Raw genomic sequence first — 24,042 nt, forward strand, 5'->3', positions numbered from 1 at the left:
AATTCAATTAACAATAAAGGAAAGGCTATTATTTTTATGTTATTAGCTTCTTTCTTTTTCACTACAATGAATATGTTTGGTAAGTTAGCTTCTGGAATAACTCCTTATCAAAAAACATTCATTACAAATGCAGTTGCAACTATAATAGTATGCATAATTATACACAAGAGAAAGGTTTCATACTTGGGAAATAAAGAAAATAGAAAATATCTTTTTTTAAGAGGTGTTATGGGTACTATATCTATATGCGCGTTCTATTTTTCATTAGATTATTTATTATTATCTGATGCAACTATGTTAAACAAACTAAGTCCGTTCTTTGCTATAATTTTTTCTTTCCTTTATCTTAAAGAAAAGATTACTGGTAAGCAATTACTTTTACTTTTATTAGCTTTTGGCGGTAGCTTATTTGTAATAAAACCTCATTTCGACTCTTCAATAATACCTTCATTAATGGGAATAATAGCTGCAGCTGCTGCTGGACTTGCTTATACTATGATTAGAGTTATTGGAGATAAAGAAGATTTCTTTACTGTTATTCTTTCATTTACAGGAATTGCAACAATTGTATGTTTTCCATTTATGTTTATTAATACTTCAGGACTTACTAGAAATAACATTATATATATGATACTTGCAGGTCTTTGTTTTATTCTAGGGCAGGTTTTCTTAACACTAGCTTATAGAAATGCTCCTGCATCAGAAATATCTATGTTTGATTATGTAGGGCTTATAATAGCTGCTGTTTATGGATTTATATTATTTAGTGAAATACCCGATATTTTATCAATAATAGGTTATGTAATAATAATAGTAGCATCATTCTTTAATATATTAACGAAAAGAACATCATAATAAAAAACTCTCATACAAATAATATTGTATGAGAGTTTTTATTATGCATAAATATTCATTTTTATATAATTATATTTCCCTAAAAATGAATTTGGATTAATAGTAGTGCTGCTGCAAATACAGTTATAATAACCATTAATGGCATTATAAATTTAATCCATTTATTATAAGTAACATCTACCATAGCTAATGTTGCAAGTATAAGACCTGTTGGTGTTATAAATGATATTAGCCCTTGACCAAATTGATATGAACTTACTATTACATCTCTTGGAAGTCCTACTGTATCTGCAAGTGGTGCCATTATAGGAATAGCAAGTACTGCAAGTCCTGATGATGATGGTATAAAGAATCCTAATATAATGAATATTATAAGCATTAATATTATAAATATAGATCCATTCATACCTTGAACTCCCTTTGAGAAGAAGTTAAGTAATGTATCTGAAATTTGACCATTTTCAAGTACTAAGTTTATAGATCTTGCAACACCAATTATAAGTGCAACTCCAACAAGATCTCCTGCTCCAGCTATAAAGTTATTTACAAACTCTTTTTCACTTAATGTTGATATAAATCCAAGTATTATGGAAACAACTAAGAATAAAGCTGTCATTTCAGTAAACCACCAGTGCTTAACTGATACGCCATATATCATAACTACAAAAGCTAAAGCAAATATTATAAGCATTAACTTTAATCTAAAAGTGAATTTTGGAACTTCTTCACCTTCATCTCTTAAATATTTAGCTTCTATTTCTTCTTTTTGATCATATATAAGTGATTTAGTAGGATCTTTCTTTACTTTATTTGCATATCTAACTATGTAAACTATAGTTATTACAGTTGCTAATACAAGTCCTATAAATCTGAAATTTAATCCTTCAGTGAAATTAATTCCTGCTGCATTTGATGCTATTACTGATGAGAATGGATTTACTGTTGCAAACATTGTTCCTATTGATGAACCCATATAAATACTTGCAATACAAACCATAGCATCATATCCAGCTGCCAAGAATACCGGTATTAATATTGGATAAAGTGCTATAGTTTCTTCCGCCATACCAAATGTAGTACCACCTATTGATATCAATATAGTAAGTAATACAATAAGTAAATATTCTCTACCCTTAGTTGCTTTTGAAAGACTTGCTATACCTGCATTAAATGCTCCTGTTGCATTTAATATACCAATAATTCCTCCTATAACTAATACAAATAATATAATATCGATTGTGTCATAAGTACCTTGTATTGGTGCTTCAACTATTTCTTTAAGTCCTTGAGGTTTTTGTTTAACCTTTTCATATGTTCCTGGAATAGCAATAGGCTTATTTATACTTTCATCCTTAAACTTATCTATACCTATTTTTATTCCTAATTTATTTAATGTTTCTTGAGTTGCCGGTTCTGATTTTTCATCACCATTTGGCATAGTAACACTAAAATTATTATTATCCTTATTGTATGTTAGCTTTGCATAAGATCCAGCTGGTACTACATAAGTTAAAATAGCTGAAATTATCAAAACTATAAATAAAACTGTAAAGGCTGTAGGAAAGCTTAACTTTTTCTTCTTCTTTTGTTTTGTCATAACATCTCCTCCTTTGTATAATAATAAATAATATATATTTTTTTACAATTATATCAAAACTTTGTTTATAAACAATGAACAAAAGTAAAATCTTTGAATTTTTATACACTGATTTTAAATAATTATTACAAAAGATTGGAGGAATAATTTATGAAGCAAATCATATTAGCTGGAGGCTGTTTTTGGGGTGTTGAAGAGTTTTTATCTAGAATAAATGGTGTAGTTAATACTGAGGTTGGATATGCAAATGGTAATACTATAAATCCAACATACGAAGATGTATGCTACAAAAATACTTATTTTGCTGAAGTATGTAAAGTTACATATGACGAAAATATTTTATCACTTCAAAATCTTTTAAAAAAATTTTTTACTATAATAAACCCAACATCATTAAATAGACAAGGAAATGATGTTGGCAGTCAATATAGAACTGGTATTTATTATTTAGACGAATCTGACCTTCCTATAATTAAATCAATAAAAGAAGAAGAACAATCCAAATATACTAAAAAAATAGTTACTGAAGTTAAACCATTAAAAAATTATTATAAAGCTGAAGATTATCATCAAAAATATTTAAAGAAAAACCCAAATGGTTACTGTCATATAAAATTAGATTAATAAAGATATAGGACATATGCAATAAATTGCATATGTCCTAATAATACAAGAATCCTTATAATCTAGATAATTTCTCTCCCATCATTACGCCCATAGCTGAAGCCATCATAAGACCTCTAGTCCAACCACTAGAATCTCCTAGACAGTGAAGCCCTTTAATATTTGTTTCAAAATTCTCATCAATTACAACTTTATTGCTGTAAAACTTTATTTCCGGTCCATAAAGTAGTGTTTCTTCACTTGCAAATCCAGGTACTACAACATTTAATGATTCTATAAAATTAATTATATTTGTCATTGTTCTATATGGTATAGCTGATGTTAAATCACCCGCAACTGCATCTGGTAATGTATATTTTACATTTGATCTATCTAATTCTTTTGGCCAAGTTCTTTTACCTGCAAGTATATCCCCATATCTTTGAACTAGTATACTTCCATTTCCTAGCATATTTACAAGTTCAGCAACTTTTTTTCCATATTCAATTGGTTGATTAAATGGTTCTTCAAAGTTATGTGAACTAAGTATTGCAAGGTTTGTATTACTTGACTTTTTGTCCTTGTAAGAATGTCCATTAACTATAGCTAAGTTATTATCGTAATTTTCTTGTGATACAAAGCCACCTGGATTTTGGCAGAATGTCCTAACCTTATCTTTAAAAGGTGCTGGGTATCCTATAAGCTTTGATTCATAAAGAACCTCATTTACTTCTTCCATAACTTCATTTCTAAGTTCAACACGTACACCAATATCTACTGTACCAGCTTTATGATTAACATTATGTTCTATACACATATCTTTAAGCCAGTCAGCACCCTTTCTTCCTGTTGCAACAATAACTCTATCTGAGAATATATCTTCATCTTTTTTCTTAGTTAAGGAATCAGTTATTTTAACCCCTTTAATTTCTCCTGATTCTATAATTAAGTCTTTAACTTGAGTATTGAATCTAATTTCAATACCACTTTTAATTAAATGTTCTTGTAATCTTAAATATATTTCTTGTGCTTTTTCCGTTCCTAAATGTCTTATTGGACAATCAACAAGCTTTAAATTCCCCTCTATTGCTTTTCTTCTTATTTTTTTTACCCCATCTGGATTACTTACACCTTCAATTCTACTATCAGCCCCAAATTGTAGATATATCTCATCAGTGTAATCTATATATTTCTGAACTAAATTGCCCCCTATAAGTTCAGGTAAATCTCCTCCAACCTCATAATTTAATGATAGCTTTCCATCAGAAAATGCACCTGCTCCTGAAAAACCAGTTGTTATATGACAATAAGGCTTACATGAAACACATTTATTTGTCTTTTCTTTAGGACAGCTTCTTTTATCTATACTTCTACCTGCTTCTATTAATAATATTTTCTTATTAGGTTCCCTTTTATTTAACTCCAAAGCAGTAAATATCCCTGCAGGACCTGCTCCAACTATAACCACTTCATACTTCATAAAACTATTCTCCTCCATAATTAAAGAAATAATATTGTGATCCTATAGCCACTAGCTCTTTACGGTAGCTCGGTAGAAACATCTCACCATATTAGAGATTTATATAGGATTTAATGTTCGGATTTTTTATTTAATTAATCCATATACTTGAATTATAATCTATACAAGCATTAAAATCAAGTGTTTTTACGAATTTTATTTTTTAATTTATTTTAATTATTCGTATTTTTGTTTTCTTTTCTTTTTATCTTCTCTAATCCGCTTATAGTCTTATTTTACCCTTATTTTCCTGTTTACTAAAAATTTATATTTATTAAATAGCTTTTAAATACCCCTAATAATCAGGTATATAACCTTTTGCATATATTACCTAGAAAATAAAACTATTTAACATATATATTTCCAAATGCTAGTATTGAGAGATGAACAAATTTAAAGCTTTATTTTATATGAAAAGCTTTATTTAACTAATTGCATTTGTTTTATTGATATAAAAAATAAGTGCTAAAAATAATTCAAATAAATTTTTATAAGAGGAGTTATTATGGACTGTGTAATTATTAATGGAAAAAAAGTTCGAGCTAATAAGGGAGAATCCATATTAGATGTTGCAAAAAACAATGGAATAGAAATACCTACTCTATGTTTTTTAAAAGACTGCGATAATATGGGAAACTGTGGAGTATGTCTTGTTGAAGTAGCTGGAGAAAAAGATTTAGTTAAGGCTTGCTCTTACAAGGTTAAAGATGGAGACATAATAAATACAGCAAATGAAAGAGTTCAAACAGCTGTAAAACATAGAGTATCTGAAATACTTAATGACCACAATTTAAAATGTGGAAAATGTAAAAGACTTAAAAATTGTGAATTATTAAAATTAGCAATTAAAGTTAATGCTAAAAAAGCAAAAAATTTCATTAATGATGATGAAAAATACATAGATGATAGAAGTAAATCTATAGTTACAGACAGATCAAAATGCATAAAGTGTGGAAGATGTGTTGCTGCTTGCAGAGAAAAAATCGGAACTGAAATAATGAACTTCAGAACAGATAGCGATAATAATTTATGTGTTGGACCTGAAAGCTTAGCTTGCTTTGATGAAACAAAGTGTTTACTATGTGGCCAATGTGTTGCCGCTTGTCCTGTTGGTGCATTATCTGAAAAATCACATATTGATAGAGTTATTGATGCATTAAATGATGATGATAAACATGTAATAGTTGGAATAGCACCATCTGTAAGAACAGCTATTGGAGAATCATTTGGAATGGGCTATGGAAAAGATGTAACTTTCAAATTATATGAAGCTCTTAGAAAATTAGGATTCAATAAAGTATTTGATGTTAACTTCGCAGCTGATGTTACTATAATGGAAGAAGGAACAGAGCTAATTGGAAGAATTAAAGAAAATGGACCATTCCCAATGTTTACTTCATGTTGTCCAGGATGGATTAGATTAGTTGAAAATTATTATCCTAACTTATTAAATAATATTTCTTCTGCAAAATCCCCTCAACAAATTTTTGGAGCAGCAAGTAAAAGCTATTATCCTCACATTGAAGATATAGATCCTAAAAAAGTATTTACTGTATCAGTAATGCCTTGTACTGCTAAAAAATTTGAATCTGATAGAGTAGAAATGATAAATGATGATATCAAAAATATAGATGCTGTTCTTACAACAAGAGAACTTGCAGATTTAATCAAAAAACATAATATAGACTTTAAAAACTTAAAAGGCCAAGATGCAGATCCTGCTATGGGAGAATATACAGGCGCTGGTACAATATTTGGTGCAACAGGTGGAGTTATGGAAGCCGCACTTAGAACTGCTAAAGATTTAATAGAAGGAACTTCTCTTGAAAATGTTGATTATAAAGAAGTAAGAGGATTAGATGGTATCAAAGAAGCTACTGTGAATATAGGTGGTACTGATTATAAGGTAGCTGTAGTTCATGGTGGAAAAAATCTTTTTGACTTTATAGAAAGCGGAATGATGGATAAAGGAAATTATCATTTTATTGAGGTTATGGCATGTCCAGGTGGATGTGTAAATGGTGGTGGACAACCTCATGTAAATTCACTTGATAGAGAAAATATTGATATAAGAAAAGTTAGAGCATCAGTTTTATATAACCAAGATGCCACTCTTTCAAAAAGAAAATCTCATAAAAATAACTCTGTATTAAAAATGTATGAAACATATATTGGTGATCCAAACAAAGGAAAAGCACACGAGTTATTTCACGTTAAATATACAAAGTAATATGGAGGCATTTATATGGATTATAAATTATCAAAAGTTCAAAGCGATGAACTAATAAATAAATTAAAAGAAGATTATAGAATTTATGCACCTATAAGTTTTGATGGTGAAGGAAGACATAGTTATACTAATAATATTAGATATGGAGAAATAAATTCTTTCAATGACGTAGTTTATAAAGAAAAATCTCAATTTTCACCAAAAGAATTATTAATACCAATAAACCATACTCTAGCATTAAAATTTGACGGAAAAGAAATTGATGCAATTAGTGATGAAGATGATAGAGATATTATTATAATTCTTCGTTCTTGTGATTTACACGGAATAAAGAGAATAGATAACTCACTTAAAAATGATAAATTTTATAGAAATAGAAGAGATAAAGTAAAATTTATGCTTATGGGATGCCCTAAATCATTTGATACTTGTTTTTGTGTTTCTATGGGAACTAATACATGTGATAACTATTCACTAGGTATCAAATTTGATGAAGATAGTATTTCAATAAAAGTTAAAGATGATGCTTTTAATAAATATTTTGAAGACTCAATAAAAACAAAATTTGAAATGGAATTTGCAAAAGAAAATGAAATCAAAGTAAAAATTCCTGAAATAGAAACTTGGGACAAGATAGTTCTAGATAAAGTTAAAAATTTAGATTTATGGAATACTTATAAAAATCGTTGTATAGGTTGTGGAAGCTGTAATATGAGTTGTATAACTTGTTCATGTATGCTTACTCAAGAAGTTGTTCATACTGATAATTCTAAGTTAAAAGAAGTAAGAAGAACTTGGAATGGATGTCAGCTTATAAAATCATCTGCTTTAAAAAACAAAGACTTAAATGATATTGTTCCTATAAGAATAAGACAAAGAGTTTTAGACAAATTTTATAGACCAAAACTTGATGTATCAAGAGAACAAATATGTGTAGGTTGTGGTAGATGTACTGATATATGTCCTAGATATATAAATTTTGCGGTTACAGTTAATAAATTAAGTGCTGAACTTGATAAAATTTACGAAGACTTAGGAAGAACAATAAAATAGTAAAAAGAGGTAGATAATATGAATAAAGATATTGATATTAATAAATTGCGTACTAACTGTTTCCGTGAATCTAAAGTTCCTGGAGAATTTATGTTCCAAATGAGAGTTCCAGGCGGTACTATAAGTGCTAAACACTTAAGTTTAGTTCAAAAATTAGCTGAAGAATACGGAAATGGAAGCTTTCACTTTGGAACTAGACAAACTTTTAATATTCCAGGAATAAAATATGAAAATATAGAAAAAGTAAATAAATTAGTTAAAGATTACATAGATGAAATAGAAAATAAAGAATGTGGAGTTGATATCGAAGCTGATGAATTTGGCTACCCAACATTAGGCGCTAGAAATATTTCAGCCTGTGTTGGTGCTGACCATTGTATTAAAGCTAATGCAAAAACTCCTTATTTAGCTAGAAAATTAGAACAAATAATTTTCCCAAGCAATTATCATATAAAAATATGTATTGCTGGATGCCCAAATGACTGTATTAAAGCTCATATGACTGATTTTGGAATAATAGGTGTAACTATTCCTCAATATGATTATGACAGATGTGTAGGATGTGGAGCATGCGCTAGAGCATGTGCTGCTCACTCAACATCTGCCATTAAAGAAATAAACGGTAAAATAATCAGAAATGAAGAGCTATGTATTGGTTGTGGAGAATGTGTTGAAGCATGTCCTACTAGAGCCTTTACTCGTTCAAAAGAAAATTATTATAGAATTTTAATCGGAGGAAGAACTAGTAAAAAGACTCCAAGACTTGGTGAAGTTTTCTTAGATTATATAACTGAAGATGTATTATATGCTGTTATAAGAAACTGGGAAACATTCTCTAAAGAAGTTTTAAATGGTTCTCCTAAATATCTTCATGGAGGACATTTAATGGATATGGCTGGATATAATAAGTTTAAAGAAATTATGTTAAGTGATGTTGAATTAAATAAAGAAGCAAAAGTTGCAACTAGACTTAATTGGAAAGAACGTGAATATAAAGCTAATATTAACGTTAAATAATTTACTATAAAAAAAGAGCTACTTTAAAAAGTAGCTCTTTTTTATTTATGTATTTTAAGTATTTACTTTGATATTTATAATTTTATAATCCTAAAAATTTTATCAAAAATACTATTAATTTATACTTAAAGTGATACAAATAAATCTAATTACTTTCTTGGAAAGTACTTATTTTAACTTTATACTATTTTAATTGTAATTTTTCAATTAATGGCATAATGTATTGTTTTGAATCTGATGGAACTTTTCTTATTTCCAATTCAATACCTTTATCATTTAATTTTTTAAATGCTTCTATATCTATATTATCTACTGAAACTGCATTTTTTATTTGTTTCTTTCCTCTTTTAAATGACATTCCACCAATATTTACACTATTAATATCAACACCTTGTTCTACCATTCTTAATACATCTGTTGGGTTTGTAAAAAGTAATAAAACCTTATCATCAATATATTTATAATCATTATAAACTTTTATTGCTTTATCTACGCTTATAACATGTGATTTCACTCCAGGAGGTGCAACTTGTGTCAATAAAGTTTTTCTGATATCATCATTTGCAACGTCATCATTACAAACTATTATTCTTTGACATCCTGTTTGTTTGCTCCAAATTGTTGCTACTTGACCGTGTATTAATCTATCATCTATTCTTGCTAAAACTACTTTCATTATAAATCATCCTCCTCTGTGTTTTTAATTACTTTTATAAGTGACTTTATACTTTTATTTCCTGCAGTTAATGCTACACTAACTAGTTCTTTTAAATTTAAAAATTTCATACTTCCGAAAATTTCAAGTACCATTGGAAGATTCACTCCAGCTACTACTTCCATATTATCATTTTTAAGTGCCATCATACTCGCAACATTATACGGGCTTCCCCCAAACAAATCTACCATAAATAGAACTCCATCTTTAGTATCTAATTCACTAATTACTTCATTATATTTATCAACTAAATCTTCTAAGCCTTCTCCTGGCTTAAAAGTTATATATCCTACATTTTCTTGCTTTCCAAAAATCATTTCAGAAGAATTTAATAGTTCTTCCGAAAAATTTCCATGTGTTCCCAAAATGACAGCAACCACATCGATCCCTCTTTTCTTTAGTTTTAATTTACACGACTTATATTTAAGAAGGCAATTATCATGCCAAAGTTGTGTATTAAATGAAAAGTTTTCACGATGGCTTATTAATTAGCGTATAACCAATAAAATTTTTTAATTTTTTATTGATACAGTTTATTTTGTTTTTGATACTCTTTTAATACTATACTAATATACTTTTTGATACTTTATATGTTTTTTAATACTATAGTAATAGTATCTCTGCTAAGTAATATATTTCATCATCACTTAGTTGTAAATTTAAAGCCTCTTTGAACATATATGTAGCCTGTTTTATTCCACTAACAATACTTTCATCAAGAGCTCCTATATCATAAGAATACTTAAGTTCATCATTAGTTAGTACTCTTTCTAATGCACAAGCTGTATGAAGCACAATTCTAACTTTCATTGAATTCGTAAAATCTCTATGTGTTATCTCCTCTAATATATTAGTGAATTCTAATAATAAATTATTTATTTTATCAGGATTTAAATATGTGATAGTTTCTTTTAAACTATCATAGCAAAGATTGTTTAATACAATATCACCTTGTATATCCTCTTCTAATAATATACTTTCTCCCTTAAATATTTTTTCAATAATTTTTTCTCCCTTTCCTGATATAAGGCTTTCAAGAGAAATAAAAGGTACATTAAGATTTGGATCAATACTTCCTACTATAGCCAAAATCTTATTATTTTTTCCTATCTTCTTTATTTCTTCCTTACAGTTTTTTATTCCTATAGGTATAACATCCACATTTTCATCTGATATATTTTTTACTATATCAACAACTAACTCTTTAAGTTTTATTGCTGCTCCTTTTCCACTGGAACATACTGTTATTATTGCACCTTTATTTTCGTTTTTATTTTCATTTTCCTTTTTATTAATACTGTATCCTTTAAACTCTTTTAAGTATTGATACAGTCCTTCTAAATCAACGTCATTTAATGATGATTTTCTAGCAGCTTCTAATACAGTAGGTGTTGATACCATATCAAGAGTCCTTATTTTTATACCTGTTTCCTCATATATTATATTTCCGAAACTATTTAGCGACCCCATATCAACAAGAAGCATAACTCCCTTGCCCCTATCTATTTCTTTTACCTTATGAGTAACAAGTTCTAATGTTTGTTTAGGACTTATTTCAAGCGGCATATCAACTGCAACTATATTATCACTATCAAATAACTTAACTGCTACATTAACCATACTACTTGCTGTGCTGCTTCCGTGAGCTGCAACAACAACTCCAATTTTTTTATTAACATCAGTATCTTCTATAGATGTTAATAATATTGTTATATATGTAGCTTCCCCTTTTGGAATTTGTGTATTAAAATATACTTCCGCTCTCTTACATATTTCTTCTGCAACTTTATATTCATTAGGGTGTTCTGCTATTATATCTTGCATTTCTTCATAATCTTGTTCTATATTTTGGTTTAATCTATTAAAGAAAGCACTCATATGAAGACTCATTGCATATAAAAATCTATCATTATAACTTATTCCAAGTTTTTCTTCAGCTAAAGCTTTTATTTCTTGTGAAAAGTTTATTATTTTCTCATCAACTATTTTTAATAATCCTTCTCTTGAATATTTATCATTTTTTATTTTATCGTAAAAGCATCTTATATGTACTATTATATCCGTAGTTATAAATTTATTTATAGCCTCTTCATCCATTCCTTCTTCTCTTAATATTGATGCTTTATCTTCTATTATTTTATATAAATTAAATGGAGGTTCATAATTACCTTCTTCATCCAATAATATTACATTCTTATCAGGATTAATTACTAATTCAGATGGAACTAAATTTATTATTTCTTCCTTCTCCTTAATTTTTGAACTTATTCCAAGAAGTCCACTTTGAATATTATTAGGCATCATTTTTAAATTTATATCAATATAATTCTCTCCACTTATACTATTTAAAAATCCCTTTGCACATAATAATTGTATATTTGATTTTAATTGTCCTATGTTACCAAAAGTAGTGCTTCCTATAAGAGCCTTTATTGCTTCAACCGATATTTTTATTGGCTTATTAACTCTTATAGCCTCATTATGAAAAAGGTGTTTTATAATATCTATCTTATCTGCTATTGACCTTTCTTCAAAACTAGGAATTCTAATTGTTATAGGTATTCTTCTAACAAAAGTGCTAAGTAATGCTGAATTTGGATCTTCAGTTGTAGCTCCAATAATTAATACATTAGCTTTTCTTTTTCTTTCTGTCTCTCCTAATTTATTAAACGTACCTGTATCCATAAAATAGAATATCATCTCTTGGCCTTCTGGAGGTAGTCTATGTATTTCATCTAAAAATAATATTCCTCCATTAGCCTTCTCAACTATACCATCCTTATCAGTATCAGCCCCAGTAAATGCTCCTTTAACATGTCCAAATATATATGATAAAAGAAGCTGTGGGTTATTGTAATAATCTGCACAATTGAATATTATAAACGGAGCATCTTCATCTAACTTTCCAATATATTTTGCGTAGCTATACATTCTATTTGCAAATAAACTTTTCCCTACTCCCGTTGGTCCTACTATTAAAGTATGTAATCCATTTGGAGGATACATAATTGCTGCTTTAGCTTGCTCTACTTGAGTTTTTAAACTAGTGTCATGCCCTATTAAGTAGTCAAAAGGAGACTTTTCTTTTACTTCTTCTACTGGTTTTACTAATGATTCTATATCGTCTATTTCAATTAAATCATCTGGAAGGGTTACATTAAATAAATCTTCAAATATTTTTCTGTCAAAATATTTTACAGGTCTGCATTTAACTTTAATTGCTCTTTTTTCTCTACAAAGATCATTAAGTTCTTTACTTACATTATTTCTCAGTATTCCAAGTGCATCTCCAATTTCTTGGGCACTTATTCCTACACATTCCTCTAAATTATTTTTTGAATACTTTGAACAAACTTCATTTAAGTAATTATAAATTTTCTCTATTCTCTTCAAATGTATAGTCCACCTTTCTTATAAATTTATATATTGTGATTGTAAACCTTATCTTTATTGTATTTCAATTTAAATCTAATTAGTTATTATCTTTTTACACTTTATTAATACTTTATATGTATATTTAAACTTATTCCCTATTCTAGCTTATTTAATAACTTTATCATAAATAAAATAAATTGTTAACAAAAAATGTAATCTAAATCACATTTAATAAATATTAATTATGATATTCTTACTTTATTGAATGTGATTTTAATAGGAGATGTTATATTATGGATGAAAAAACACAAGAAATATTATGTAAAGTTACTGAAGAACATACTTTTAGTAGATTAGTTGCTATACTAAGAAAAGCTATGAAAGAATCTGATGAATACACAAGTTCATTACTTTCAATAACTGAAAATCAACCTTATGAATATGAATATATAAATGAAATAGAAGAAGCAACTTTAGATGATTCTCTAATTTCTAAGTTAGAAGATATTGAAGAAATACTTAAATGTTTACTTAAAGGCTCAAATAAGTTGCAAGCATTACAAAGAGCATTTAAAGAATTTTCAAATGGTTCTTATAATGGATGTAAAGATTATTTAGATTTAAATACTTTAAAGAAAACATTAAAGAAAGTTTTAACAGAAAAAGGTTGTACTGAAAATATTGATTCAATAATTGATATTTGGGTTAAAAAACTTTTCGAATAATATATTTTTAAATATAATAATTAAGTTTATAAAAGTTGATTTCTAAAACACAAATCAGCTTTTATAAACTTTATTTTTTAATATTATTTTTTAAATGTTATAACATCAACATTATCTAATATTGCTATTTTTCCTGTTTTTATCATTGAAGAAGCTATTTCTATTATTTCATCTACTCTATCTTCTTTCGCAACAATTTCTATAACTATTGGTAATTTCCTTGATAATACCTCTAAAAAATCTGAATGGATTTTCTTATCTTCTCCAAAGCCTTCAATTCCTCTTATTATAGTTGCACCTGATACACCACTTTCCTTAAGTTTATCAATAATTGACGTATAAAGTGGCTCTCCCTTATATTTATCTTCTCCTTGAATAAATATTTTTATTAATTTACCAGTACTTCTCTCTTCCATTTTAAATCTCTCCTTTTAACCAAAAATTATACTAATAATTTAGCAATAGACATTCCTATCACTACTCCAATAAAACTAAGTACAACATTTAAACCTAAATTTAATAAACCTACCATATACTCACCTGCATTTAACATACTAACTGTTTCATATGAAAATGTTGAAAAAGTTGTAAGTCCTCCCATCATACCTGTTGTTAAAAATAATTTAGTGTTTGGGGATATTATAGCTGTATCTAAACTAAGTCTCATAACAAATCCTATTATAATTGCCCCTAGAATATTTGCTATTAAAGTTCCATATGGAAAATCTGGTCCAAATACTTTTGCTGCATTTATTGATATTAAATACCTAAGAGCTGCACCTATAAATCCCCCACATCCAACTATGGCTATAAGCTGGAATTTTTGCATTTTATTCACCTCATTCTATATTATGTATTTTAACCAATAAAAAAAGCCAATACTCCTACAGATATAAGAGTCCCTAATCTGCAGGAGTCATTAGCTTTTTAAAGCGGTTAAAGGTTAACTCCATAACCTATAATTACATTTCAATATAATTCTATTATATTGTGTATCCGCCATTATTTCAATTTAAGTTTCTGTTAATACTATTCTTCTCCATAGAACATTTTCATGTCATCTTCTACATTTGTTATTCCACCTATTCCAAAGTTTTCAACTAAAACTTTAGCTACATTTGGTGAAAGGAATGCAGGTAATGTTGGTCCTAAATGAATGTTTTTAACTCCTAAGTGTAATAATGATAATAATACTATTACAGCCTTTTGTTCGTACCAAGCTATGTTGTAGCTTATTGGTAATTCATTTACATCATCTAAGCCAAATACTTCTTTAAGTTTAAGTGCTATTACAACTAATGAGTATGAATCATTACATTGACCAGCATCTAATACTCTTGGAATTCCATTTATATCTCCAAGTGGTAATTTATTATATTTATATTTTGCACAACCAGCAGTTAATATTACAGCATCCTTTGGTAATTTTTCTGCAAATTCTGTATAGTAGTTTCTTGATTTTGCTCTACCATCACATCCTGCCATTACAAAGAATCTCTTTATAGCACCTGATTTTACTGCATCAACTACTTGATCAGCTAAAGCTAAAACTTGATTATGAGCAAATCCACCAACAATTTCTCCTGTTTCTATTTCTGTTGGAGCTTCACACTTTTTAGCTAATTCTATAATACTTGAGAAATCTTTATATCCATTTTCATCAGCTTCAATGTGTGCACAACCTTCGTATCCAACTGCACCTGTTGTAAATATTCTATTTCTGTATGAATCTTGAACTGGTGTTATACAGTTAGTAGTCATAAGAATTGGACCGTTAAATGATGCGAATTCTTTATTTTGTAACCACCAAGCATTTCCATAGTTTCCTGCAAAGTTCTCATACTTTTTAAACTCTGGATAATATTGTCCTGCAAGCATTTCTCCGTGAGTATATATATCTACTCCTGTTCCTTGTGTTTGCTCAAGTAACATTTCTAAATCTTTTAAATCATGTCCTGAAATTAATATACCAGGATTCTTTCTAACTCCAATATCAACTTTAGTTATTTCAGGGTGTCCATAAGTTCCTGTATTTGCAGCATCTAATAATGCCATTCCATCAACACCAAATTTACCAGCTTCTAAAGCTAATGCTGTTAATTCATCAGCTGTTAAGTTGTCATTTAAAGTTTGAACTAAAGCTCTTGCCATAAATTCATGAATTTCTTCTTTATCATAGCCTAAATTCATAGCATGTTTCATATATGCTGACATACCTTTTAATCCATAAACTATAAGCTCTCTTAAGCTTCTTACATCTTCATTTTCAGTTGATAAAACACCAACCTTTGATGCCTTTTCCATCATTTCTTCTTCACTATCTGATGTCCAAGTTGCACATCCGTGGAAATCATCTCCCATTGGATTTCCGCCTGCAGCTTGTACTTTTTCTTTTAGCTCATCTCTTAAAACTAAAGTTTCTTTAACTCTTTTTTCAATTGCTTTAAAATCAAAGTTAGCATTTGTTATTGTTATAAATAAATTTTCAACTATATATTTATTTATTTCATTACTTATAATTCCTACTTTTCTTCCTTCATGAGCTACTGTAGCTAATCCCTTTGTTACATAAACTAAAAGGTCTTGTATCTTTGCTACATCTTCAGTTTTTCCACATACCCCTCTTACTGTACATCCTTTGCATCCTGCTGTTTCTTGACATTGAAAACAAAACATTGACATATAAATTCCTCCTATTTATCTTAATTATTTTACGTTTAAATTTAATTCTAAAAATTTATTTTTTATAGATGATATTTACTTTTTTTATTTTTAAAATACATAAATCGTATAATTTATTTTTCTCTCTCTGACAATATCGAGTATACTACTCAGATTTTTTTTATTCTGTAACATTAGTTACAACTAAAAAAATTTTTTAATGAATATCATTCTTACTAATATCTAAATAATTTCTTTTGGTGTGAAACTACAATATCCTATTTCATCACATCTCTTTTTCATTTCATTCCAAGTTCCTTCGCTATTTATACTTTCTATAGCAGTAGGATATAATATGGTATTTTCCTTAAATATATGATCTCTTAAATTAAATACTAAATATGATGTAAGTTCATTTAATCTTTCTTTAAAATCATCAAACCCAATATAATTTATACAATTTAAAAGTTCTTTTATAGATTTCTTCTTACCCCTTAAATCATCATGTTCCATTCTCATAATTCTAGTTGGTCCTGTTATATCTCTATCTTCTAATTCTAAAAATAAAACCTCTTCTTCTCTTTTATGATGAAGTTCTGCATCAAGTATATTATCAATTACTTCATTTAACTCACTAACTAACTGATTTAAATAATCCTTATTACTATTTTTGTTATCTAACTTTTGAACATTACTATTTAATTCTTCTAATCTAGTTAAAAATTCTAATATTTTATCATGTTCTACAATCAATGTATTTACTACATGACCGATTTCTAATTTGCTTTTAATCTTATCTAATTCATCTTTAAGTACTTCCATATGAATATCACAAAGATGTCTTAAATCATTTGGGTTCATTCCTTCATCAATTAAATTTTGTTCTGCAATAGATAGCTCTATTGGATCTATATTTTTTACTATATTTAGAGCTTCAGCTCTTAATTCATCTGATATATTTCCTGAATTCAATTTTTTTAAAAGTATAGTTAATTCCTCAATTTTATTTTTGTTTATATTTAAATTATTAATAATAATCACTCCTTCAATTAAATTTTTAATCCAATCGTTAATTTCTGACTTCATTTTAATTTAATCCTTAGTCTTTTAATATGATTTAAATCAAATTTTAAAAATAACGTATAGTTTACATTACAAACCATACGTTATTTTTAATTATCAATACTATCTCTAAATATTAACTATTATCGTTGCTATAACTTTAATGGTTTAAAAGCTTTTTATGTATCAAAAAAGCAATATAATAATATAAATTTGATTTTAAAATTTATATTATTATATTGCCTATAAAATCTACCCTTTAAACAGTTATTGAATTCCCTTTAATTTATCAATATCTTTTATTAAAATTTTTTTATTTCCTTGCAATTCAAGAATATTATCTGATTCAAACTTTGATAACTTTCTACTAATAGTTTCTCTAGTAACTCCACAATAATTTGCCATATCTTCTCTATTTAAAGGAAGTTTAATTATAATATTATTATCAATGATTTCTCCATATTTATTTATAAACTCTAAAAGCATACTTGCTATTCTTGCTTCAACATCCTTTGTTGCAAGTACTGTTGCTAAATCCTCTGTTTCTGATAATCTTCTTGCCAAAACCTTTAAAATTTTAATTGCTATAAATGCATTTTTCTTTAATATATTCTCCAAATTTTCCTTTGATAAACTACATATTTTAGAATTCTTAATTGCCATTGCAGTAAATCCACTTATTATATTATCAAAAAGATTAGTTTCACCAAAAAACTCTCCTTTATTTAATATATGTATTATTTGCTCCTTACCATCAGTTGTCATTTTAGAAAGCTTAATTTGACCTTCTCTAATTAAAAATAAATTTTCGCAAATCTCTCCTTCTATACAAAGAACTTCTCCTTTTATATACTCTTTTTTATTTAATAATTGAACTATATTTTTTAATTCGGAATCTGATAACTCAGAAAATATAGATATATTTCTAGCATAAATAGAGTCTACTTCCTTATTACATTTACATAAATCTTTCATGGCAGAATTCCTTCCTTAAATTAATATTATAATCTATTCTATTTATTTATTATATATTTTGAAAGTTAACCTTTTTTTATATTGAATTATATACTCACCAATTTAATTTATTAAATTGGTGAGCTTTTTTTTAAAATATTATCCATTATTTGGTTAATAAATTAGCTATCTCCTTCATATCCACATCATTAACTTCTTCAAATCTATATTTTTGTTTACACTGTGGATATTTTTCTTTATCAACTTCACTTAAAAACATATCTTTAGGTCTTACAAACAATCCAAATTCACCATATAAAGCTTTATATACAATTAATTCTTCCATAGTTTCCGAATGTTTAGCAACATCAATAACCAAATATAATTTTCCTTTAAAATGTTTAACTAATTTCCCTTTTAAACTGCTTATATCTCTATCCAAAATAATATCACTCCACTCTAAATCTAATATAGATACTTTTTATACTCTATATACTAACTTTAAATTCAAATATTTTTTTCTTATATCCAAACAATATTTTTAACAACTTAATTTTAAACATAAACTATTTTTATCTATCAAAAATTAAAGATTTAAAAAAGGCAAAAAATTCTCTAGCATATAACGTAGGCACCAAATACCACTTAGTATTACTACTATAAAAGGTAACATTATCATAATTATTCCTTTTTGCTAATATACTGCTTCTTAAAACATGAAAATCTGTAGTTATTACCTTTACTTTATAATTATCAATACTATTTCCTGTTATGTTTTTAATTTTTTCTTTTGAAAACTTAAAATTTTCAAAAGTATTTGTAGCCTTGTCTTCCATTATTATGTCATTTTTAATTCCATTACTAATTAAATACTTTTTCATAGCTTCAGCTTCAGTTATAGATTCCCCAGGTCCTTGTCCACCAGAAACTACTATTTTTCCATCAAAGTTTGATTTATTAACATAATCTATAGTTGCATTCAATCTATCTCTTAAAGTTGCTGTTATACTATCTCCCCTTAGTCCAGCTCCAAGAATAACTACATAATCACTATTATCAATATTTTTTTTAGGATACATTATTATTGCTCCTTCAATCAAAATAAATACAGCCATTCCTATAAAAAATACTATCTTCATAATATTCCACAATTTATTTAGAAGAAAGTATTCCTTTATTTTGCGTGAGCTAATATAATAGATTATTAAAATTAATCCTAATATTAGATAAAACTCACTAAATGTAGTATAACCAAATCTTATATTTACGAATGCATAATATATTAAACATAATATCCCTAAAAGAAATATTAAAGCATTCAAGACTTCACCCCCTTAGTTTAATAATATCATATTAAATTACATATTTTATAAAATGAGGTAATTAAAAAAATTAAATAATTATAAATGTATAAACTAATATCCCTGTATATTAGTAATCTTATGATTATATAAATTTAATTTCCAACTTATTTAAATTTATTTTAAAATACTTATGTAATAATATTTTGTTAAACTTGTATATGCTAATAAAGTTTTATATAATTTCAAAAAAATAATGTAAAAGCTTTCTATCATTTTATATAATAATGACCTATGCTTTTACATTACTCTTCTTCTAAATATAGTTAAATTTTATATATTCTAATTTTTTAATAACTTCTCATTCATTCTCTTCCATTCATATTACTTATAAACTTTTAATTATATCTTTTATAAATAGTCTAAATTTATAATTAATATTCCTTTTAATTAACTAATTCTGTTTTACTCAAAATTTATAAATACATCATTTACTGATATTTTATTCTTTATAAAATCTTTACTATAAAGCCAATCTATATTTTTTTGCCAAACTTCTTTATTTTGTGAAAGAAACTTTGCATCCTTAGTTTGCATTTTAGGTAATAATATTTTAATACTTTGCTCTTCTACACTTTTTGTTAGTGGGAAATTATCCTTTTCTTGATTTTTTAATAATAAATCTAATGATTCATCTGGATTATTTTTCATATCTTCAAATCCCTTTTTAGATGCACGTAAAAATTTCTTTATAAGTTCTGGATTCTCATTTATTGTTTTATTATTTGCTACAAATACTAATTCATAAGAGTTTGGAATTCCATAATCTGAAGGATAAAAATAATTTACAGGAATGCCCTTATTCTCCATTACAGGTACTTCATGATTTACCATACCACCAGTAGTTGCATTAACTTTATTAGTTACCATAGATGAAATTATATCAAATCCTACATCTACCAATTTCATTTTATCTGGATTACCTTTATCATTTTTGATCATTTCTTTAATTATTGCTTCACTTAATGGATCTCCTGAATATCCAACAGTTTTATTAACAAGATCTCTTGGTCTTGTTATATTTTGATCCTTTTTAGATATTACAACATTTAATTCTGATTGAAGTATTGCTCCAACTGATTTTACTGGAACATTCTCATTTGCTATAGCATTTATTAATTGGTGTGGGTAATATATTCCAAAAGTAGCCTTACCTGCTCCAACTAAAGATAATGGATCTGATGCATTAGTTGGAAATTTAATATTAACCTTTAATCCTTCTTTTTCATAATAGCCTTTTTCTATTGCATCATATATAAAACTATGTACTGCATTCGGATACCAATCTAAAACTAAATCAACCTCCTGAACATTTTTATTAGCTGTTTCATCATTCTTTTTAGTACCACAAGATACAAGAGTTAATATTAAGGATAATATAATTAATGATGACAGTAATTTAAATTTTTTCATTATAATTCACTCCTCCATTTTATAAACTTTTTTTCTAATATGTTTACTATTGTTACTAAAATAATTGCTAATAATGAAAGTATTAAAATAGGTGCAAAAACTCCAGCACCATTTAATTGCGTCATCATTCTTTTACTAAAGTATCCAAGTCCAGCTTGTGCACCTAGCCATTCACCAATAGCTGCACCAATTAAACTAATAGGTACTGCCATTTTTAAGGCTGAAAAAAAATAAGGTAATGATGATGGTATTTTTAATTTTATAAATATATCTTTTTTAGAAGCTCCATATGTAAATAAAAGCTCTTCCATTTCTCTTTTAGTTGACTTGAATCCATCATATACATTTACTGTAATTGGGAAAAAAGTCATTAATACTGTAACTACTACTTTACTTGAAATACCATAGCCAAACCATAATATAAATAATGGTGCTAGTGCTGTAATTGGTATAGTTTGTGTAATTACAACTAATGGGTATAACGCTCTTTCTACAGTTTCATTTAAATTCATAATTATTGCTAAAGACACTCCTAAAAATATAGAAATAACTATACCTAACACTGCAACTTCTAATGTTGCCTTCAAATGAACTGTAAATAAAACATCTCTAAGTTTCCAAGTTTCCTCAAGCACTTTAGATGGAGATGGCAGTATGTACATAGCATTAATATATCTTGCAACTACCTCCCATATAAATAAGAATAACGTTAATATTATTATTGATGGCATATACTTTTTCATAAATTCACCTTCTGCCTTAATTCTTCTATAAGATTATCTTTTAACAATAATAACTCTTCTACCTCTAACATTTTCCTACTTCTTGGATATTGAAGATTAATATCTATCTTTTTTAAACTTGTTATTGGATTATTATTTACAACAAATATTTTATTTGATAAAAACATAGCTTCTTCTACATCATGAGTTATAAATAAAATAGTTTTTTTATATTTTTTCCACTGATCTAATATCCATTCTTGCAGAGAAAGTCTTGTTATTGCATCTAATGCACTAAATGGTTCATCTAAAAGTAATATTTCTGAACCAGTCAACAATGTCCTTATAAATGAAATTCTTTGCTTCATTCCACCTGATAAGTCCTTTGGATATTTATCTTTATAACCATAAAGGTTAAATTTACTTAATAGTTCTTCCCCACGTCTTTTAGCCTCAGTTTTAGAAATCCCTTGTATTTCTAATGGAAGACAAGTATTTTCTGAAATTGTCCTCCAAGGTAAAAGTAAATCTTTTTGCGGCATATATCCTATTGGAGATTTTAAATCTTTTATATTTTCACCTTTAATATAAATATTTCCTTTTGTAGGTTTTTCTAATGCTGCAATTAATCTAAAAATTGTACTTTTCCCACAACCACTAGTTCCTATAATACTTACAAAATCCCCTTTATCTATATTAAAAGTCAAATTTTCAATTATATTCTCCTTACTATTTGAATACTTAAAAGTAACTTCATTAAATTCTAACATAGTAAATTATCTCTCCTCGTTATAAGCCATATCCCAAAACATATACTCATATTTACTTGTTGTTATAAATATATCTTTTAATTTTTCAATTTCTTCTTTAGATGAATCCTTTGTTATTTCATCAAGTAATCTTATATTCCAATCTACTGTTTCTTTATAACTTTTTGATGTATATCCTTTAATCCAATCACCATAAAATTCATCTTCTAAAGAATTTGGAATTTCACTAAGTCTTTCTCCTATAATTTGATAACTCCATCCACATGCTAAAACCGCTACTGTTATTTCTTTTAATGAACCTTTTAAAGCCTCTGCTAACATATAACTTGTATATGATTTATTTGTTAAAGTAGCCTTTGCATTTTTAAGTTCCTCCTTTGTTATATTTAATTTTTTCATATACCCGTTATGTATACTCATTTCATTATTCAATATATCATTTACCATATTTGAATATTCTCTCATTGTTTCTTCATCATTGGCCTTTACAATACCTAAAGCAAAAACTTTAGCATAATCTAAAAGATAAAGATAATCTTGAATTGTATAGAAACGAAATTTATCAACCTCTAAGGTACCATGTCCAATTCCTTGAACAAAGGTATTATTGATACAATCTTCCCAAATATCTTTTACACTTTCATATAAATACTCTGAAACTTTCATAATAAAAAACCTCCTAAATTTTATGTTACATTTCAAATAATGCTTATTAATATAGCCTTAAAATTCTATATAAAATCAACACTTATCTAAAATATTTATAAATAAAAAAAACCACTTTCAAAAGAAAGTGGTTTTATATTTACATAACTTATAAATTACTTATATTTAATATCAATATACTACAATTATATATCTTTAAAATTAGCTTAAAAGAACTAAAAAAATATATAACATGCACGTCCACTTCCCTACGCTAGTATTATCTAGATCAGGTTAAAAGGGTATTTCTCAGCTTTACGCACCCCTAGTGTATTTTTCTATTCTATTTTCCTTATCATTATAGCATAACTTTTTATCAATTAGCTATTTATTCTAATAAAAAATCTATACTATATTAAAAATTAATTCGTAAATATATAAAAATAACCTATATTTACGAATTTCTTGTGCTATAAGTAAATTTAAAAAACAAATAACTTATCTATATAAAAAAATAATTTCATCATCAAAATTCCTATAAAATAAATTGTATTTTTTTAAATTTTTAACGAAAATAAATAAAAACTAAAAGTTAAATAAAAACTAACTTTTAGTCTTTTTATATTGAATATATAATTAAATATTTTTACTATTTGTTTGATATTTATAAAATATTTTTTGTACCATTATAAAATTTATTTATAAAAATAAAACTTAATAGTAATAGTAAATAACTCGTTAAATTTTTATATACGAAAAAAGAGA

Annotated in this window: 22 protein-coding genes and 3 riboswitches; of the genes, 6 read left to right on the forward strand and 16 right to left on the reverse strand. The window is 26.8% G+C overall.

Annotated elements, in window-relative coordinates; all coding sequences use genetic code 11:
- Positions 1-6: 6 nt before the first annotated feature.
- Entirely contained in the window at positions 7-855 is an 849-nt protein-coding gene (locus tag O212_RS0106210) for a DMT family transporter (protein WP_024614268.1), read from the forward strand.
- Between the two features lie 79 nt (positions 856-934).
- On the opposite strand, the gene O212_RS0106215 is transcribed toward O212_RS0106210, so the two are convergent.
- Positions 935-2,452, reverse strand: a complete 1,518-nt coding sequence (locus O212_RS0106215; protein ID WP_024614269.1) for a YfcC family protein — start codon at positions 2,450-2,452, stop codon at positions 935-937.
- 150 nt (positions 2,453-2,602) lie between these two features.
- On the opposite strand from O212_RS0106215, the gene msrA reads away from it, so the two are divergent.
- Positions 2,603-3,076: a peptide-methionine (S)-S-oxide reductase MsrA gene (gene msrA, locus O212_RS0106220; RefSeq protein ID WP_024614270.1), complete on the forward strand. Its 474-nt coding sequence runs from the start codon at positions 2,603-2,605 to the stop codon at positions 3,074-3,076.
- A gap of 55 nt (positions 3,077-3,131) precedes the next feature.
- On the opposite strand, the gene O212_RS0106225 is transcribed toward msrA, so the two are convergent.
- Positions 3,132-4,535, reverse strand: a complete 1,404-nt coding sequence (locus tag O212_RS0106225; protein WP_024614271.1) for an FAD-dependent protein — start codon at positions 4,533-4,535, stop codon at positions 3,132-3,134.
- A gap of 25 nt (positions 4,536-4,560) precedes the next feature.
- A riboswitch (purine riboswitch) is annotated at positions 4,561-4,662 on the reverse strand.
- 417 nt (positions 4,663-5,079) lie between these two features.
- On the opposite strand from O212_RS0106225, the gene O212_RS0106230 reads away from it, so the two are divergent.
- From O212_RS0106230 to asrC, 3 genes are read left to right on the forward strand one after another with little or no spacing between them, the layout of a single operon-like run.
- Positions 5,080-6,804, forward strand: a complete 1,725-nt coding sequence (locus O212_RS0106230) for a ferredoxin hydrogenase (RefSeq protein ID WP_024614272.1) — start codon at positions 5,080-5,082, stop codon at positions 6,802-6,804.
- Between the two features lie 15 nt (positions 6,805-6,819).
- A complete protein-coding gene (locus O212_RS0106235; protein WP_024614273.1) occupies positions 6,820-7,857 on the forward strand; it encodes a 4Fe-4S dicluster domain-containing protein in 1,038 nt (345 codons plus the stop codon).
- 18 nt (positions 7,858-7,875) lie between these two features.
- The gene (gene asrC / locus O212_RS0106240) at positions 7,876-8,874 is read left to right on the forward strand and encodes a sulfite reductase subunit C (protein WP_029699216.1); all 999 of its coding nucleotides are present in this window, start codon (positions 7,876-7,878) and stop codon (positions 8,872-8,874) included.
- Between the two features lie 184 nt (positions 8,875-9,058).
- On the opposite strand, the gene O212_RS0106245 is transcribed toward asrC, so the two are convergent.
- The 3 genes from O212_RS0106245 to O212_RS0106255 all read right to left on the reverse strand — a co-directional run bounded on the left by O212_RS0106245 (position 9,059) and on the right by O212_RS0106255 (position 12,982).
- Positions 9,059-9,550 carry a mannose/fructose/sorbose PTS transporter subunit IIB gene (locus O212_RS0106245; RefSeq protein ID WP_024614274.1) on the reverse strand — a complete coding sequence of 164 codons (492 nt, stop codon included), beginning with the start codon at positions 9,548-9,550 and terminating at the stop codon, positions 9,059-9,061.
- Entirely contained in the window at positions 9,550-9,969 is a 420-nt protein-coding gene (locus tag O212_RS0106250) for a mannose/fructose/sorbose PTS transporter subunit IIA (protein WP_024614275.1), read from the reverse strand. Before O212_RS0106250 ends, O212_RS0106245 begins: the two co-directional genes overlap by 1 nt.
- 223 nt (positions 9,970-10,192) lie before the next feature.
- The gene (locus O212_RS0106255; protein WP_024614276.1) at positions 10,193-12,982 is read right to left on the reverse strand and encodes a sigma-54-dependent transcriptional regulator; all 2,790 of its coding nucleotides are present in this window, start codon (positions 12,980-12,982) and stop codon (positions 10,193-10,195) included.
- Between the two features lie 275 nt (positions 12,983-13,257).
- On the opposite strand from O212_RS0106255, the gene O212_RS0106260 reads away from it, so the two are divergent.
- Complete coding sequence (locus tag O212_RS0106260; protein WP_024614277.1) at positions 13,258-13,689, forward strand: hypothetical protein; 432 nt, start codon at positions 13,258-13,260, stop codon at positions 13,687-13,689.
- 83 nt (positions 13,690-13,772) lie between these two features.
- Here O212_RS0106260 and O212_RS0106265 read toward each other — a convergent pair whose 3' ends face one another.
- From O212_RS0106265 to tenA, 11 genes are all read right to left on the reverse strand, one after another.
- Positions 13,773-14,105, reverse strand: a complete 333-nt coding sequence (locus tag O212_RS0106265) for a DUF190 domain-containing protein (protein WP_024614278.1) — start codon at positions 14,103-14,105, stop codon at positions 13,773-13,775.
- Positions 14,106-14,131: 26 nt separating this feature from the next.
- Positions 14,132-14,518 (reverse strand): fluoride efflux transporter CrcB, encoded by a 387-nt coding sequence (gene crcB, locus O212_RS0106270; RefSeq protein WP_024614279.1) that lies wholly within the window; start codon positions 14,516-14,518, stop codon positions 14,132-14,134.
- A gap of 74 nt (positions 14,519-14,592) precedes the next feature.
- A riboswitch (Fluoride riboswitch) is annotated at positions 14,593-14,655 on the reverse strand.
- 63 nt (positions 14,656-14,718) lie between these two features.
- Positions 14,719-16,371 carry a hydroxylamine reductase gene (gene hcp / locus O212_RS0106275; RefSeq protein ID WP_024614280.1) on the reverse strand — a complete coding sequence of 551 codons (1,653 nt, stop codon included), beginning with the start codon at positions 16,369-16,371 and terminating at the stop codon, positions 14,719-14,721.
- Positions 16,372-16,593: 222 nt separating this feature from the next.
- Positions 16,594-17,367 (reverse strand): DUF438 domain-containing protein, encoded by a 774-nt coding sequence (locus tag O212_RS0106280; RefSeq protein ID WP_024614281.1) that lies wholly within the window; start codon positions 17,365-17,367, stop codon positions 16,594-16,596.
- A gap of 312 nt (positions 17,368-17,679) precedes the next feature.
- Entirely contained in the window at positions 17,680-18,387 is a 708-nt protein-coding gene (locus O212_RS0106285) for a Crp/Fnr family transcriptional regulator (RefSeq protein ID WP_024614282.1), read from the reverse strand.
- Positions 18,388-18,532: 145 nt separating this feature from the next.
- The gene (locus O212_RS0106290) at positions 18,533-18,808 is read right to left on the reverse strand and encodes a DUF1653 domain-containing protein (protein WP_024614283.1); all 276 of its coding nucleotides are present in this window, start codon (positions 18,806-18,808) and stop codon (positions 18,533-18,535) included.
- Positions 18,809-18,938: 130 nt separating this feature from the next.
- Entirely contained in the window at positions 18,939-19,505 is a 567-nt protein-coding gene (locus O212_RS0106295) for a YdcF family protein (RefSeq protein ID WP_347452292.1), read from the reverse strand.
- 627 nt (positions 19,506-20,132) lie between these two features.
- Positions 20,133-21,140 (reverse strand): ABC transporter substrate-binding protein, encoded by a 1,008-nt coding sequence (locus tag O212_RS0106300; RefSeq protein WP_024614285.1) that lies wholly within the window; start codon positions 21,138-21,140, stop codon positions 20,133-20,135.
- Positions 21,140-21,883 (reverse strand): ABC transporter permease, encoded by a 744-nt coding sequence (locus O212_RS0106305; protein WP_024614286.1) that lies wholly within the window; start codon positions 21,881-21,883, stop codon positions 21,140-21,142. The genes O212_RS0106300 and O212_RS0106305 overlap by 1 nt, the downstream gene beginning before the upstream one ends.
- Positions 21,880-22,632, reverse strand: a complete 753-nt coding sequence (locus tag O212_RS0106310) for an ABC transporter ATP-binding protein (RefSeq protein ID WP_024614287.1) — start codon at positions 22,630-22,632, stop codon at positions 21,880-21,882. Before O212_RS0106310 ends, O212_RS0106305 begins: the two co-directional genes overlap by 4 nt.
- Before the next feature lie 6 nt (positions 22,633-22,638).
- On the reverse strand, positions 22,639-23,298 hold the full coding sequence (gene tenA / locus O212_RS0106315) for a thiaminase II (protein WP_024614288.1): 660 nt from the start codon (positions 23,296-23,298) through the stop codon (positions 22,639-22,641).
- A 228-nt stretch (positions 23,299-23,526) separates the two neighbouring features.
- Positions 23,527-23,614, reverse strand: a riboswitch (TPP riboswitch).
- Positions 23,615-24,042: the final 428 nt, after the last annotated feature.

Origin of the sequence: Clostridium sp. Ade.TY, assembly GCF_000498355.1 — a bacterium.
Classification (GTDB): domain Bacteria; phylum Bacillota; class Clostridia; order Clostridiales; family Clostridiaceae; genus Clostridium.